The organism is Paenibacillus sp. FSL H3-0310 (genome assembly GCF_038002785.1).
In the GTDB taxonomy this organism is placed as follows: domain Bacteria; phylum Bacillota; class Bacilli; order Paenibacillales; family Paenibacillaceae; genus Paenibacillus_AQ; species Paenibacillus_AQ odorifer.
Map to the genome: position 1 here is coordinate 679089 of NZ_JBBODC010000002.1, position 16147 is coordinate 695235.

A 16147-nucleotide genomic window follows, 5' to 3' on the forward strand; every position below is an offset into this window, starting at 1 on the left:
GCTTTTTCACTGCTGGCGACGATGATAAGCACGAGTATCAAACAGCCTAAAACCATAGCCTATCCCCACTTCCTCCACATGTAGTCTTGTGACAACTTATGTATTTGGATAGGGCTTTATGTTTGGCTACAGTAAACTTCATTTGATTAGATCACGTTTACGCCTATGCAGCAGTTGAAGCGAGCTACCCCATATCCCAAAAAAAAGCAGAGCAGCGAACCCCCAGAAATGAAGGCTCACTGCGCTGCTATATTTTTACGGACTTTTTTTAAAATAATTAGTTCAAGAAGCTGCTCAGTTGGCTCTCTGCTTCACCTTGTTTCAGCGCCTCAGGCTTGTCCGCTTCATTGAGTCCTAGACGATTGCCCAGTTGGGTATTGATCGTCGTCATTTTGGATGTATAATCCTGGCAGCTTTCGATAATACGACGGTTTGACTGTTCCGAAGTATCCAATGCGCTAAGCAGATCCCCGATCGCTTGATTCACGGCTTCCATAGACATGGAAGGTTTGGATAGAAGCTCGGTGGTTTTTTCTGTAGTCGTACGCAGCAAGCGTGCATTTTCTTTAAACTGATCTTCAATCGTCTTATTTGTTGCTTCTACAGCGTTGATAACATTCTCCTGATCGGCCAGCGACATCGCAATCATTGCCGACACTGTAATCAGATTAGAAGTTTTATCAATCGCATTATTTACGGAATCGATCAGTTTATCATTATTGTCATTGATGATATCTGTAGCAGCAATCGCTTGATTGTAGAGCAGAATCATCTCTGTCATGGACTGAATACGAACCATCACTTTACGCAGACCACGCTCCAGATAAGCTTTACGGAACTCATTCTCAGGCTTTGCAATCTCCACCTCGAACAGCTCTTTTAGCTTATTGCCGAAGGCAATTTTGGTTTGAAGGTTATAGATCTCCTCCATAGAGGTACGTTTCAGCTGGCGCATATTTACAATACTCTCTTCGAGGGTATCTCTGCCGTCGCGTAGACCAGTAACAATCGCATCAATATTCGTGCGGACAGACTGATATTTGTACACATAGTTCTTCATCGGACTCTTCCGCAGCATTTTGCCGAAAAAGCTAACATTCTTACTCTGTTGCAGATTTTCACACTCATTCCGCAGCTTCATAATCATGTTAGGCACTTCAACACGCTTACCGGACATCAGGTCATTTACCGGACGATCCAGCAGCTTGAGCGTTTGGCCTGCTTTTTCCTGCGTCTTCACCCCAAGCTTCCCAATATCATCCATTAAAGAATCCAACGTGACTGTATCTGTCTGAGATACCTTCTCGATCAATTGTGCGGCTTCTTCGACTACCTTTTGTTCATCTTCTTTTTTTAATTGGATCAACTGCGTGGACATGGGTTTCCCTCCTATAATTCGGAACTGCTATACCGCTGATGAATCAGTTCCGCCTTCGTCTGAAGTTCCATCAGGTCTTTATGTTCGATCGTCGAAGCAATATCCGATATTTTGGAATCAACATCTCTTAGACCGTTCAGCAGCGTTCTCCGATTCTTCGTCTTTGCTTCACCACTTAGGCGCAAAAATGGGTTAATCACACCATTCAAATCCTTCAGAATCAATCTGCGGACCGTATGATTAATATCGCCATTATTGAGCTCCTGCAGCAGCGGAATTACACGTTGAAGTCTCGCAAAAAGCGCCAGTGATTTCTCGACAATTTCATTGTCCAGAGTATCCTTCTGCCCCTCGGAGATAATCATATCTTCCAGAATGCTAAGGTACTCAACTACTGGAGCAAATTCCGGTCCAATCTTCGTTGGTTCGGCCTCAGTTCTACCACTATTGCCCGGATTACCTGGTGCAGCATTATTTGCCGCACTAGGTAATTGCGGAGCATTTGCAGAGGGAGCTGGAGCAACAGGCAACGTCTCTGGACCTGCTGGCAGCACCTCAGCCGGAAGGTTGGTTCTTGGACTTCTCGTTGCAAGAACCCCTACCGCTGCACCCGCTACAGGCAACAGCAAGGAGAGTAACTCAGGCAAAAAAGAACTCGTCAATACAGCGACAACATAGCCAATACCGGCATACAGCAACACTTTCGATTTAAATTTAATTTTTCTCACCTCTTGTGAGCGAGATTGCGAACGCTCAATTCACGGGATCCGGAATTACGGATTCGCCGTTTATTTTCATAATTAGCGGCTGCTCTACATGGCTGGCAAGCACATTATCGCCGAACTCCGCAGGCTGGACCTCTCCGCCGAGTGCACTTTTGACAGCCAGGTATGGAAAGTTAATTCCAGACAGACAAGAAATATGAAGACCTCCAGACATCCGGGGGTTAATCTCCAGCAGTTTAGGAATTCCACCACTATACTTCATTTGAATATTGAAATTGAAAGGTATTTTATATACCTCTGCTACCCGGGAAGCGATCTCCTCCAGCTCCGGAATATGCTCCATCAGCCGCAGACGACCGCCAGCTTTACGACGGGGTACAGCCGCTAACAGCCTGCCATTCTCATCTGACAAGCAATCTATACTGTATTCATAACCTTCCAGCAATTCCATCACCATAAGTTCAGGGAATGTAGGTTCACTTCCCAGAATACGATAGGCCTCATCGAAGGATATCAGCGGAGTTACATGACCAAACAGCTCCTGTAAAGGACTACGTGTGTTATCAATGATACGGAAGCCAAGGCCTCCCTCTGTCTCCGTGGGTTTAAAGCATACGTGGTGTCCTTTGGCTACAAGATCATGATAAGCCTCTTTGAACTGCTCTGCTGTACTCACCACATGATAATCAGGAATTGTCATAATCCCTGTTTCCTTAACACTTTCGTAGAACTTCCCCTTATCCATGATGGTCTCCAATAAGTCCAAATCTCTACAGACCAGAACCTTGGTGCCAATCGCATCAAACATCGCAGCATGCAAAGCTATATCCAGCATATGTAACCGTGGAATGAAGATATCGATCTCATTGCGGCGACAGAAATCCACGCAGAATTGAACATATTCTATTCCAGTCAGTGCTGGTTCAGTCCCAGCAACATCAGCACCTTGAAGGGACATATGGTGAATATCAGGATGCGTGGCGAAGATTTGTACAGGAACGCCATCCTCATTATTGCGGATGAGATTCATATAATGGTAAGCGACGGAAAACCAGCGATTGAAATAAATGTTTACCTTTTTCATAGTGGCCCAACTCCCAATACGGTTAAGTTATTATAGATCATGTTTACATACTGTAGAATTTCATCACCAGCAAAAACACCCGCTTGCTTCGTAAAGGGATACCTTGATTTTACAAGACCACTCTGCTGCTCTGCAAATATTTCTCCATGACAAGGAGCAATCGCATAGTCCGCACTTTCTAGTAAACTCTTATCCAACAAGGAATCTCCCGATGCTACCATCGGTTCTGAACGAACCGTCCGGCGCACATGAACAATCGCATCACTTTTATTCACAGCGGCAGGAACGACATATAGCTTGCGTCCTTGTAAGGATACCCGCCAGCCCAAATCGTATAATCGCTCTGCCAGATTCGTGATCTCATCCATAGGTAATAAATCACGCACTACCACAAAAGTATAAAATAAATCATCACAATACCGCTCACTAATGATCCATTCCTCGTGCACTACAGACCTAACGTGCATTCTAACTTCTTCTGCCGCAGCCGATTCGTTTTGAACAAGCCTGCCCACCGAAGCTCTCCAGCTCTTATCTACTTCGCCACCAATCAGAATATTTCCGCCATTACTAGTAATCGCGTAGTCTGGAATAATCGTGTCTTGAAACAGATTAATACGCTTATACTGCGCTATGGTACGTGTTGTAACGGGCATAAAGATAATACGGGAAGTAAGCTCCATCAGATCAGCCAATGCTTTTTGCGAAATGTATGAAACCGTCTTACCATCCACAACCTCCGCAGGAACCAGGCCCGGAGTATTCTCCGGGACACCGATTGCATTTAAGGAATAGATTAACGTTCGGTCCAAATCACTGGCATAGATCATTCCGTCTCACCTCTCAGCGGCTTAATAATCCCGCAACAGGAGTAGGTGAGTCCAGGGAATACTTCTACTGGAACCCCTCTATCCTCTGCTAAGAGAATAATATGACGAAGATTTGGATTATCCATAGTATCGACAAGAATCTTCCACGGTACTCTGCGCAGCAGCACTCGGGTAGTTTCTCCGACTCCGGGCTTGACCAAATTGATGTTATCTATGCCGAACACTTCTTGAATACTCTGAATATCACGCAGGCCCTGCCATGTAATTTCTGGCGGGGATTGCTGCATCTGTTCAGCAATCGCTTGTGCTTCTTCCGCAACGGAGGAGAAATACGGGCAGATCGCCGCAATGAATACATTAGATACATCCGTATCGAGCCATTCCTTGTAGAATTTAGCCCCATGGAATTCTTCCGGACCGATTAAATCATCGCGCAGCACTGTCCGGCTCATCAATCCTGACACCGTAGAATTGAGGCATGCACTAGGAATAAGATAATCCTCTCTAGTCCCGAACGTGCCTGAACAGTTCCCGGGATCAGCCAATACGGCCAGGTCATCATTTAGCCGAATGCCATATTTCTCATACAGGCTGTTGCACGCTTCAATCAATACCTGGCGAATAGCCCCTTTCCCCGTCCATCCGTCGACAAACTGCAAATCAGCGTCAAGCCCGTGCTTTTGCAGAATATAAAGGATTGCGTTCTCATCAATCCCCTTGCCCCGAATGATAGAGATACTATAATGCGGCAGATCAGCACCATATCGCTCTTGGATATAACGCTTAATCAGTACACCAATTGGTGTTCCCGCTCTTGCCAAAGAGACTAACACCGTATCAAGTCCCCTTTGAGCGACAATCATCTCAGAGACTACCGCTACTGCTAGAGCGACCTTCTCCGCAGATTGCTCCAGCGTCTCGTGAAATAACTCAATATACTGCTCAGTAGGCTGATATTCCACGGGCAGCATCTCAGAGTAGTGTACGCCTGATTGAATGGCGGCCTCTCTTTCGTCAGTCGCCCGCTCCAGTGAAACATCGCTCAGATCCTTAAGCAAAAATATAACATCTGACGGAGAATAGCTGCCTAGCGGAACCGGTTCGGCTATACTTCTGTTTAGAATTTCTTCAGTTACTGTTCCCTTCATAGGTAGGGCCTCCACTTCTTCTTTCCGAGGTCAGTACAATAAGATGCACTTTATGGCGGGCCAGTTTCTTCAGTATATCAAGCATAGGTTTCATACGCTCATGCGGTACATCACGCTCAATCAGCACAAATATATCATCGTATTGACCAGGAGCTATATTATAAATAAAGTTTGTGATTTCCGGATCACCAGCTGAAGGATACGCAGCAGCACTATGTACCCCATAATCCGGCCGACGCTCAGGGTGGATTGGACTTCTAGTGGAAGACTGGTAAGCAATCCCTTCCCCCATTTCCGCCGCCACTCTCATCGGAAGATACATAAATTCTCCTACACCCATTACCAAGGCTTTCGGTCCTCTACGCAATTGCCGCAGCTGCTCAGCTATTCGTTTCACACCCTGATCAAGCTCCAGATTATCCTGTGACTCCATTCCGAACCGTCCACTATATTTCATATACGGCGCTGTGTTGATCTCACCATAGGAATCGATAGAGGACACCTCCAGTCGTTCCATTCCATCTTGAGCATAAGTAGTTACAACCTCACACTCAAAAATGGCCTCTCTATCCAGCTGCTCAGTATCCTTATTAAACACCGGTGAACCTATCACTTCAATATTCCCTTGCAGCAGACATAACGACTTAATGCGAATCCCCAGCTCCTGCTCAAGCTCACTATAGTGTTGAAGATTGCTGCCGCTTCTCCAATCCAGAAGAGAGACTACCACATATTCCTCCCGCGGGAATTTTGACTGAATATCTCGAATTGTATTGATCGCGGTTTTCCCGGTCGTAATCTCGTCATCTACCAATATAATGGGCTCTGTCCCAGATAAGAGTTCGGTATCCAAGGCATAACATAGATGATCAACTGCATGGGAATGCTCTTCTACAAAACTTACAACAGACTCCAAATCAGGAATATGCTCACGCGTAGTATGAATATAGGATGCCTGCTCAGCAAAGATGTTGTACACACTGTGACCCAGTGCAGTTGCCGTTTCTGCGAATCCAATAAAAACCACAGGCTTGGGCAAAACCAGCCGGGCCGCTAGTAAATGCTGATAGGCTTCCTTAGCAAATTCAGGATGAATCAGCCCATGAACCGCCATATCCAATAACTTTGTCATACGATCACTATCCACGGAATCACCGTTCATCTCCTGATATAACAGCAGCGCCAACGCTGCTCCGCTTAGAAGTGAAGTATACGGATCGACGGGGATATGCTTGCCAAGCACCTTACTGACAAACAGAAAAGTTCGTTTTTTATTAATTCGCGCCGCCATCGAAAATAAAGAATCCAGAGGCATATGAAAGGGGTTAAAGGTTTCGGTTACATTCACTTGCAGGTTCTCGACTATGTTATACGTGCGTAAATTCGTTTTCGGGTAATAATCCGACAAAATGCTGTTGTTCATGTAACACCCCGTATATTTGAGATCGTAGTAAAATTCGTCTTGCCCAATTCAGATGGGGCTTAATTTCGTTCATTTTATTAAAATATTGACTCTTAAATACGCCCAGACTGCCATCATTACTTTCTACAATGCTTAAAGCGTCGACGTATTCCTCATGCATCACCGTATACATCGCCTGAACAGGTCTGAGATGAGAAGGATGGATAATCGTCTTACCCACAATTCCATTCTCTTTATCCAAAATAACCTCACGAATTAGCCCGTCCACACTGCTCGAGATATAGCTATTCCGCATATCACGGCCGTTTTTGCCGTAAGTATCCTCAAATGGCGTCTGCCGCAGCTGCGGCCGGAGAACTCGATGACCTTTATTCGCAAAATACTCCCAGACAGGTCCTGAGATCACATATCCCTCTTCAACCCGCCCAAACACATTGATAATGTCCGAGATACAGTCACGGATAGGAGTAAGATCATAAATACTAACATCAGGACTGCGACGCAGTCCGAACAGGCTGGAGAAATCCGTTGCCCCAATTCTGACGTTTAGGACAAGCTCACGGTAATTACGGAGTAAATCACGGATAGATAGCAGACTGTCCACTCGACTTTCCCGATAAATAATAGGTGCAGTTTCCAAGATTGGCATCCCGTAAAGCACAGGATCATTATAACCACGCGTATTGTTGTACTCAGCTAACGTTTCAAAATATTGAATTCCATTGTCCACAGAGAACTTAGGAAATACAAACCCTGTTAACATCGTTACCAAGGATCCCAAGCGGAAAATCATTTGCCGGAGTTGGTCCGGGTTACGTACTCGTATAAAAAGAAGCGGGAGGCTGTTCGATGAATCCAGCTCATTTTCTGCGTAAGCAGCTAGGTAAATAAGATGCTGGATAATAGACTCCTCTGCATTGTCAACCTGGTCATCTCCGATTGCGTCCTCCAGATCTATAATAACCGTCACTAGACCTGCATTTTTGAGCTTAATGATGTCTTCTGCAACACTTGCACGGGTAGCCGGCATATAGAGGGCAGCGCCGACAGCGTAGGCTAGCAGTTCCTTGTTCGTGGTATGATCAAATGAGATAGGCGGAGTGTAAAACAAAGAGATTTCTTGTTCTTTCGTCAGGTAATCGAAGTATCTCAAATCGGTTCCCCCTTATAGTTTTGCGAAGCCAAGCAAAACAAGCGTAGACCTCTCCTCATAGAGAGTGTCAGAACCGGCAATACTCTCCCTTGGGGATGGCATCTTGGCTCTCTCAAATATAAGTGAAGGCCTACGCTATAACATATACGATTACCTGAAAGAAGCAGGCGTTTCTATTCTTGCATGATCGGCTCCGACTTCTCTATGGTGCAATTACTTTTTTAATCATGCACTTTTATGGGCATCTTTTTTCTTACGTCTAGCACTATAGAGGATCGTACCCACGAATACCGCTATAAGGATTGTAAAGAATACGACATGCGGCAATTCAAAACCAAAAGCACCTGCTAGCATCTTACCCGCAATAATGGCGATAAGCAGGAACGCTGCCTGTTCCAATTCAGGGAATTTATCAATAAGCTTCAAGAATACCTGCGCCACTCCGCGCATCATCAGAACCCCTAAGATACCACCCATAAAGAGAACCCAAACCTGATCGCTAAGTCCAAATGCTGCAATAACACTGTCAATACTGAAAGCAATATCCATTAATTCAACAAGGAGAACTGTCTTCCAAAAAGAAGTGCCTTTATTCTCCGTATGCTCTTCGCCACTGCCCTTAAATAAACCTTTATATGCGATATAAAAGAGATACAGTGCACCAAGAACCTTAACCAAAGTAAACTTAATAAGAAATGTCCCTAGTCCAATGGCCAGGAATCTGAACAAATAAGCCCCTAAGATACCGTAGAAAAGCGCCTTTTTCTGCTGCTCCTTAGGTAGATGCTTAACCATAACGGCAAGCACAAGCGCATTATCTGCAGAGAGCAAACCTTCTAGTAGAATTAAGCTCCCGATAATCCCCCAGCTCACAGGATCAGAGAGTGTACCTACTACATCACTCCATGAGAAAAAATGCCCGTAATTCTCACTAATATTTCTAAAAAAATCTGCGAACCAATCCATTACACTTTGCGCCTCCGGTAAAATCGATTATTTGCTGCCCGCAACCCAGCGCAGCCCCCAGCCATAGGCTTCATCCATCTCACGATGACCACTGTAATATTGCACCAGCCGTTCAACACTAAATGTTTCATTGCTTACATTCCGGAATAACGCAATGGCACACATCCCTTTTCGGTTGTTATGCTCGTCCAAATTTACAATGATATCAGGTCCTCCGCCTTGTTTGATGGTGACAACCCCATCGGCCTCCGACCAGTTGGTTACCCCTTTATAAATAAAGGAAAACACTAGAATGCGTTCAATCTCGGAAATTTTGATACCATTTATACGCAAATTCTCACCAGTAGTTACGGAGCCTGTCCGATCATCCCCATCAAGCATGACATAAGGAGGTTGATTCAATGAGCCAAAGGCATTGCCCAACGCTTGTACCACTCCTTTACTGCCATTCTTCAGTTCATACAGACAAGCAAGATCTAGATCTACGCCATTTTTACGACTAAAGAGTCCGCCCTGCTTCTGGTTCCAGTTGAGATTAATCAACACTTCCCCTAAATCACCACTGGCTGATTTTTTCAAATTGATGGAATCGCCTTTTTTCTTCAGCTCGATTTTCTTCAAGTTGAGATTCATTGGCGAAGGCGGGGGTGTGGCTGGAGAGCTCTCTTCACGTTTCACTGGCTGCGCAGGCGGCGTTGCGAAGATTTGTGGTGGAATCTGCGGCTTAACCTCCGGCTGTGGAGCAGCAGGAGCAGGCTCCTCATTCGCTTCAATACCGAAGTTGCTGCATATCTCTTTCAAACCTCCGGCAAACCCCGCTGCAATGGCACTGAACTTCCATTCACTGTTATATCTATATAATTCCCCTACCACAATGGCCGTTTCCACGGAGAAAAGATTGTCGAGATCACATCGGAGCAGTTCCGCACCTGTCACTTGATTGAGAATCCGAAAATAAGCCTGACTAACTTGCCCAAAACTTTGACCCCTTTTCTCCCCATCATAAATGGTAAGTGTAAAGGCAATCTTCATCACATCGGAAGGAATCTTATCCAATTGAACTTCGAATTGCTTGCGGTCATTGAATCCTGGCACATCCTTATACCTAATATAAGATGTGGCTGGATTATTATAAAATATTAAATCCTCGTCTTTACTTACTTTACCCTCTGATCCAAGCAGGAAAGCAGAGCTATCAATCTCCAGAGCAGCCGGAGCATTCCAGCCAATCTCTACGATTATAGAATGAAGTCCAGCATTGCCTTTGGTCAGATCAGCTTTTTGCCCTTTGACTACGTTAACACTCATTCTTACGCCACCTTTATAAATGGAGTAAACCAACTAATAATTTTGTAAAAAAGAACCCCACAAAGTGGAGTCTGTACTGCTCTAAATATTTAGAAAAAGGGCAGGATCGGTAATGACCCCGCCCACTTGGATGTTATTGCGCGTCCAGTCCATAGTTTCTGCATAAAGCGCTTAGACCGCCGGCAAAGCCACTTCCAATCGCCTGGAACTTCCAATCCGCACCATTGCGGTAGAACTCACAGAATACAACAGCTGTTTCAGTTGAAAAGTCTTCACCTAAATCGAAGCGAAGCACTTCACGATCATTAGAAGCATCTACTACACGTACAAAAGCATTGGAAACCTGTCCAAAGTTTTGTGCCCGAGTTTCATAATCATAGATCGTTACCGTTATTCCGATGCGCTGAATATGAGCAGGGATTTTGCTGAAATCAACAACAATCTGCTCGTCATCTCCGTCACCCTCACCTGTACGGTTATCCCCCGTATGAGTCAAGGAACCTGCGCCACCCGAAGGATTGTTGTAGAATACAAAATCATCGGAGCCCTTGGCCTTACCATCTTCATGCAGTAAAAAGGCTGAGGCATCAAGGTCAAAATCTTGGCCGCCGCTATACTTATTAGTATCCCAGCCCAATCCTACTACTACCTTCGTCAAACCCGGATTAGTCTTGGTAAGATCAATCCGTTGTCCTTTAGAGAGACTGATCGTCACTGACAAAACCTTCTTTCATTTATGAATTCAATTCATCTTTAGCATGCAGAATGAAATTTATTGCAGGCCGTAGTCGCGAGTCAAACCGCTCAAGCCGTCTTTGTAGCCACTGCCGATAGCATTGAACTTCCATTCTGCACCGTTACGATACAATTCGCCTACAACAACACCAGTTTCAATAGAGAAATCCTCACCTAGGTCGAAACGAATCAATTCTTCATTGTTCAGATCGTTTACGATACGTACGTAGGAACGGGAGACTTGTCCAAAGTTTTGGCTTCTTGCTTCAGCATCATAAATTGTAATAGTAAAAGCTACTTTGTCTACATCAGCAGGGATGTTCTGAAGATCCACTTGAACCTGCTCATCATCACCATCGCCTTCACCTGTACGGTTATCTCCGGTATGAACAACAGAAGCATTCTCATTTTGCTTGTTATTGAAGAAAATGAAGTTGGTTTCTTTATCAACTTTACCACTAGCATTGGTCAAAAAGACGGATACGTCCAAATCGAAATCTTTTCCGCCGTCATATTTATTAGTGTCCCAACCAAGACCTACTGTGATTTTGGATAGACCTGGGTTTGTTTTCGTTAAATCGATTTTTTGACCTTTGGATAGATTAATTGCCATGATTACATACCTCTTTTCTTATATTTGGATTATACGTAGCGTTCTGCAAGTTGATTGATATGAGCGGCGTGGCTGCCTTCACCAATTGCAGCGAACTTCCATTCTCCACCTTGGCGGTAAAGCTCTCCACAAATAAGTGCCGTAAAACCTGTGTAGTTGTCAGACAAGTTGAATTTAATCAACTCACTATTCCCGGCAGCATTTATTACCCGAATATACGCTGATTTGATCATTCCAAAATCCTGTTTGCGATTCACCGCATCGTAAATGTTAACGACAACCAGAACCTTGTGAACATCGGCAGGAATGGCTTTCAAATTAACCATGATTTGCTCGTCATCTCCGTCGCCTTCACCCGTCAGATTATCTCCGGAATGAATGACCGAGTTGCAAGGACTTTGCTTGTTGTGGAAGCAGATCAGGTTACCCTTCTTAGTTAGCTTACCATCCTCATTTAACAGCAGTGCTGAGGCATCACAGTCGACATTCGCCTGTTTCTTGACTCCAAAGAATCCCCGCGAGGCTTCAATTGGATCCCAGCCTAAGCCCACAATTACATTGGACAAGCCCGCATTACCTTTAGTCAAATCAATCTTTTGACCTTTTACCAGATTAATTCCAGCCAAATCAACGTACCTCCGTTTCCGATAAAAATCATTATCTGTTAGTCTAGCTTTTAGGTGTTATATCAGTGATACGATAAAGAATAAATTACGTTTCAACGAACTTTTATCTATGACTTCACCTAATTTATAAACTGAATTCGCTAGGGTTTAATCCTAAGACGCCACAAATATTCCGCACAACTGCTTTTTCGTAATCATCAAAATCACCATCAGCTGATCCAATTGCCGAGCATACACCCACGATCAGACGGCCCGCTTCTGGTTTGCCGCTAAACTTAGCGATCGCTTTCAAAGCTTCTTGTTTTCCTATTTCTGGTGAAAATTCGAAGTTACTTACGTAATAGTTGAATTGAGCAATGACATCTCTCATGTCAAATACCTTCAATTCATTACTCATATTCATATAGCCGGCCATTTTGTTTTTCTCTGCTTCTTCTATTTTACCGTCCGCCGCAGCGACCAAAGCGCAGCCTGCAACTACCGCATTCATGAAATCTTTATTTTTGAATTTCTTCACTTGATCTGTAAGTCCGCTTTTGGCTGTATTCAACCAGTTTTTAAATGTGCTCATCGTATTCTCCCTCTATCACTGCTAGATTATGATAACAAAAGATATCCCAAGAGCCTCCTCTCCACGTTCCGACAGATTTTGCATATAAATCCCTGAAATAACCGTTACTCTTCTAATATACCTGATAAAATAACAAGATTCTACTTTCCACAAAATTACAGCACCTTCGATAGAAAGGATCGTGTCCGTTCTTGCTTAGGATTTCCGAACAGCTGCTCCGGACTTCCTTCTTCCACAATCTCACCTTGTTCCATGAACAGCACCCGATCCCCCACCTCACGCGCAAAGCCCATTTCATGTGTCACCACGACCATCGTCATCCCCTCACGGGCCAGTTCCTTCATCACCGCCAGCACTTCCCCCACCATCTCCGGGTCAAGCGCTGAGGTTGGTTCGTCAAAGAGCATAATTTGGGGCTCCATAGCCAGCGCCCTTGCAATTGCTACCCGCTGAGCCTGCCCCCCAGACAATGAGGCTGGATACATCTCTGCTTTTTCACTTAGACCTACTTTTTGCAGCAGCTCAAGCGCTTTTTGCCGCGCTTTATCCGGAGACCATTTACGCACCTGAACCGGCGCCAGCATAATGTTTTCTATAACCTTCATATGAGGAAATAGATTAAACTGCTGAAACACCATCCCAAGCTCTGTACGGATATCGTTAATCTTCGTACTCGCCGCCATCAAAGAAGTGCCTTCAATTACAATCTCGCCGGCCTGCGGCTGCTCCAGTAAATTAAGGCAACGCAAAAAGGTGGATTTACCCGATCCGGACGGCCCAATAACCACCACTACCTCCTGACTGAAAATATCGATACTTATGTCGGCCAGCACCGTATTTGTTCCAAATGATTTATGTAAGTTCCGTACTGAAATCATAGGCTCCATCCTATTTCAGCCTCCGTTCAACGTAATTCAGCAGCTTGCTAAGAGAATAGGTAAGAATGAAATAAATAAGTGCCGCTGTCAAATAAGGCTCCCATATCCGCAAATATTGCCCTTTCATCGTGTTGGTCCAGTACATTATTTCCGGTGCAGCCACCAAAGCCAGAAGAGAGGAGTCTTTCACAAGTACAATAAACTCGTTACCAAAAGCCGGAACCATCCGTTTGATCGCTTGCGGTAAAATAATAAATCTCATCGCTTGCCGACTAGTCATCCCCAGTGAAATAGCCGCTTCCCGTTGTCCACGATCAACCGACTGAATGCCTGCCCGAAAAATCTCAGCCGAATAAGCAGCCGAATTAAGCGACAGAGCAACAAACGCAGTAATTAGAGCATTGGTTTTGCCGTAAAGCGGGGGAATCAATCCAAAGTGAACAATCAGAATCTGCACATACAGTGGTGTTCCTCGAAAAAAATTGATATATGAATGAAAAGGCCAGCGCAAATACCATTTTGGGGCCATTTTGCCGAATCCGATCCCCAGTCCCAAAATAGAGCCAAATAAAATAGAAACTACAGAAATACCGATAGTCAGCAGTGTCCCTTTTAAAAGGACGGGTAAATAATGAATAATAATGTCCATTCTAAAATCCATAGGACTCTCCCCTTCTCTTCTTTATGTCATCTCTCTTTAAAAAAATAAGCATGCGCAATAGCTATCATTACGCATGCTTATTAGGTTTTTTCCTTATTTTGCCTTCAATAAGCTATCCAGGTTAGGTTCTTCGCCGAACCAAGTTTTGTAGATTTCCGCGTACTTTCCGTTTTCCAATACCTTCTTAATAGCCGGATCCAGTTTCGCTTTTAACTCACTGCCCTTAGGGTAAAGAATGCCGTAATATTCCGCTCCGAAGTTCTCCGTGTCTACAATCCCCACCAGCTTCTGCTTAGGATTGTTTTTCATGTACTCACGTACAATGGCAATATCCGCTACAACCGCATCGGCTCCTCCGCCATTCAGTTCCATCAATGCCACCGCATTGCTGTCAAAACGTTTCAAGTTAGGGTTGTCGACACCCATTATTCCGCTCATCAGGTCATCTGCAGTTGTGGCCCCTTGTATTGCAACTACTTTATCTTTAAGATCAAGTGCGTTTTTGATGTCGCTGCCTTCTTTAACCATAATCATATTGGTAGATTCGAAATAAGGGATGGAATAGTCATAGGTTTCTTTACGTTCATCCGTAATCGATACTGAAGATAGCCCTGCTTGATACTCCGTTCCCTGCTTCACACTTTGCAGCATCGTTTCCCAGCCTGTGTTCGTTACGTCATAGTCTATTCCCGCTTCTTCCATAACTGCCTTAATGAAATCGATGTCGAATCCTTTGATTTTATCCGTGTCCATATACTCCATAGGAGCGTAGCTGGCATCACTGGCAAACTTAATTTTCTCCGCTGAGGATTCGTTACCAGCTTTACTGTTATTTGCTCCACAACCTACCAATGCAACCACCACAAATGATATAAAAACTGACATTAAAACACGACTTTTTATTTTCATATCCCCATTCCCCCTATTTTCGGAAATAACTTAAAGAGATTTTAACAGATTAAAGGATTCATGACAATTAACTTTTCTTAATTATGTAATGTTATATAACACAATATTATTATTTTATACGTTTTATGCGTACATCACTCTCAAAAAAATTCATCAAACACAAAAAGGCACTGCCAGAGATTGTATTCTCTCTAGCAATGCCTTTAGCATATTTAACTTTAAACCTATTAAAGTGTGATATCTCCATCATAAGAACCGATCAATTTATACAGATCCGGCCGGCGGTCACGGAAGATTCCCCACTCGATCCGGCCAACTTCCAAAGCATCCAGATCGAATTCGCTTACCAGCACAGTTTGCTCCTCACGTCCAGCCTCAACGATTTTATTGCCCTGAGGACCTGCAATGAACGATGAGCCGTAGAAATTAATGCTCGAATCCTCATCAATTTCCTCACCAATACGGTTGGAAGCCACGACTGGAATAAGATTCGCAGCTGCATGTCCAAGCATACAGGTCTGCCAATGATCCTTGGAATCGATCGATCCATCCTGCGGTTCAGACCCAATAGCCGTTGGATAGAACAGAATTTCTGCTCCCATCAGGCTCATTACTCTAGCCGCTTCTGGATACCATTGATCCCAGCAGATGCCTACACCAATCTTGGCATAACGAGTGTTCCATACCTTAAAGCCAGTATCTCCCGGATTAAAGTAGAACTTCTCTTCATAACCTGGGCCATCTGGAATATGACTCTTGCGGTATTTGCCCAGCACCGTTCCATCAGCATCAATTACAGCAAGTGAGTTGTAACGCGCGTAATTCTTTTTCTCATAAAAACTAATCGGCAGTACCACTTGCAGCTCCTTGGCTACTGCTTTGAAATGATTAATCGCCTTGTTATGCTCAAGCTCTGTTGCGTATGCGTAATAATCAGCTTTCTCTTTTTGACAGAAATACGGGGTCTCAAACAGCTCCTGGAGCAAAATAATTTGCGCACCCTGTGCTGCCGCTTCTCTGACCAATGTCTCGGCTTTGCTGATATTCTCCTCAATATTGCTGGAACAACTCATTTGTGTCGCAGCTACTTTTACATTTCTCAAGTATCTGTCCTCCTTGTATATAAATGTCCCTTTGGA

At 44.3% G+C, this 16147-nt stretch carries 17 protein-coding genes; all 17 read right to left on the bottom strand.

Going from position 1 to position 16147, the window contains the following annotated elements; all coding sequences use genetic code 11:
- Window positions 1-277 precede the first annotated feature (277 nt).
- On the bottom strand, window positions 278-1378 hold the full coding sequence (locus tag MHH63_RS22425) for a toxic anion resistance protein (protein ID WP_036687432.1): 1101 nt from the start codon (window positions 1376-1378) through the stop codon (window positions 278-280).
- Window positions 1379-1389: 11 nt separating this feature from the next.
- Window positions 1390-2097: a hypothetical protein gene (locus tag MHH63_RS22430; protein ID WP_076185690.1), complete on the bottom strand. Its 708-nt coding sequence runs from the start codon at window positions 2095-2097 to the stop codon at window positions 1390-1392.
- A 34-nt stretch (window positions 2098-2131) separates the two neighbouring features.
- On the bottom strand, window positions 2132-3187 hold the full coding sequence (locus tag MHH63_RS22435; protein ID WP_076185601.1) for an ATP-grasp domain-containing protein: 1056 nt from the start codon (window positions 3185-3187) through the stop codon (window positions 2132-2134).
- Window positions 3184-4017 (bottom strand): HAD family hydrolase, encoded by an 834-nt coding sequence (locus MHH63_RS22440; RefSeq protein WP_036687429.1) that lies wholly within the window; start codon window positions 4015-4017, stop codon window positions 3184-3186. The genes MHH63_RS22435 and MHH63_RS22440 overlap by 4 nt, the downstream gene beginning before the upstream one ends.
- On the bottom strand, window positions 4014-5165 hold the full coding sequence (locus MHH63_RS22445; protein ID WP_076302299.1) for a cysteine protease StiP family protein: 1152 nt from the start codon (window positions 5163-5165) through the stop codon (window positions 4014-4016). Before MHH63_RS22445 ends, MHH63_RS22440 begins: the two co-directional genes overlap by 4 nt.
- On the bottom strand, window positions 5146-6588 hold the full coding sequence (locus MHH63_RS22450) for a phosphoribosyltransferase family protein (RefSeq protein ID WP_081386325.1): 1443 nt from the start codon (window positions 6586-6588) through the stop codon (window positions 5146-5148). Before MHH63_RS22450 ends, MHH63_RS22445 begins: the two co-directional genes overlap by 20 nt.
- Window positions 6533-7741: an HpcH/HpaI aldolase/citrate lyase family protein gene (locus tag MHH63_RS22455; protein WP_232061116.1), complete on the bottom strand. Its 1209-nt coding sequence runs from the start codon at window positions 7739-7741 to the stop codon at window positions 6533-6535. Before MHH63_RS22455 ends, MHH63_RS22450 begins: the two co-directional genes overlap by 56 nt.
- A gap of 225 nt (window positions 7742-7966) precedes the next feature.
- Window positions 7967-8707: a TerC family protein gene (locus tag MHH63_RS22460; protein WP_036687425.1), complete on the bottom strand. Its 741-nt coding sequence runs from the start codon at window positions 8705-8707 to the stop codon at window positions 7967-7969.
- Window positions 8708-8734: 27 nt separating this feature from the next.
- Complete coding sequence (locus MHH63_RS22465) at window positions 8735-10015, bottom strand: TerD family protein (protein WP_248549139.1); 1281 nt, start codon at window positions 10013-10015, stop codon at window positions 8735-8737.
- Window positions 10016-10148: 133 nt separating this feature from the next.
- Window positions 10149-10730: a TerD family protein gene (locus MHH63_RS22470; protein ID WP_036687422.1), complete on the bottom strand. Its 582-nt coding sequence runs from the start codon at window positions 10728-10730 to the stop codon at window positions 10149-10151.
- Window positions 10731-10787: 57 nt separating this feature from the next.
- Complete coding sequence (locus MHH63_RS22475; RefSeq protein ID WP_036687420.1) at window positions 10788-11363, bottom strand: TerD family protein; 576 nt, start codon at window positions 11361-11363, stop codon at window positions 10788-10790.
- 29 nt (window positions 11364-11392) lie between these two features.
- Window positions 11393-11989 carry a TerD family protein gene (locus MHH63_RS22480; protein WP_076124695.1) on the bottom strand — a complete coding sequence of 199 codons (597 nt, stop codon included), beginning with the start codon at window positions 11987-11989 and terminating at the stop codon, window positions 11393-11395.
- 124 nt (window positions 11990-12113) lie between these two features.
- Entirely contained in the window at window positions 12114-12560 is a 447-nt protein-coding gene (locus MHH63_RS22485; protein ID WP_076124697.1) for a tellurite resistance TerB family protein, read from the bottom strand.
- Window positions 12561-12715: 155 nt separating this feature from the next.
- Window positions 12716-13438, bottom strand: coding sequence for an amino acid ABC transporter ATP-binding protein (locus tag MHH63_RS22490; RefSeq protein ID WP_076307988.1), 723 nt, complete (start codon window positions 13436-13438; stop codon window positions 12716-12718).
- Between the two features lie 10 nt (window positions 13439-13448).
- Complete coding sequence (locus MHH63_RS22495) at window positions 13449-14099, bottom strand: amino acid ABC transporter permease (protein ID WP_076185593.1); 651 nt, start codon at window positions 14097-14099, stop codon at window positions 13449-13451.
- 93 nt (window positions 14100-14192) lie between these two features.
- A complete protein-coding gene (locus MHH63_RS22500; protein WP_076185591.1) occupies window positions 14193-15008 on the bottom strand; it encodes a transporter substrate-binding domain-containing protein in 816 nt (271 codons plus the stop codon).
- 227 nt (window positions 15009-15235) lie between these two features.
- Complete coding sequence (aguB, locus tag MHH63_RS22505) at window positions 15236-16111, bottom strand: N-carbamoylputrescine amidase (RefSeq protein ID WP_076124702.1); 876 nt, start codon at window positions 16109-16111, stop codon at window positions 15236-15238.
- Window positions 16112-16147 lie beyond the last annotated feature (36 nt).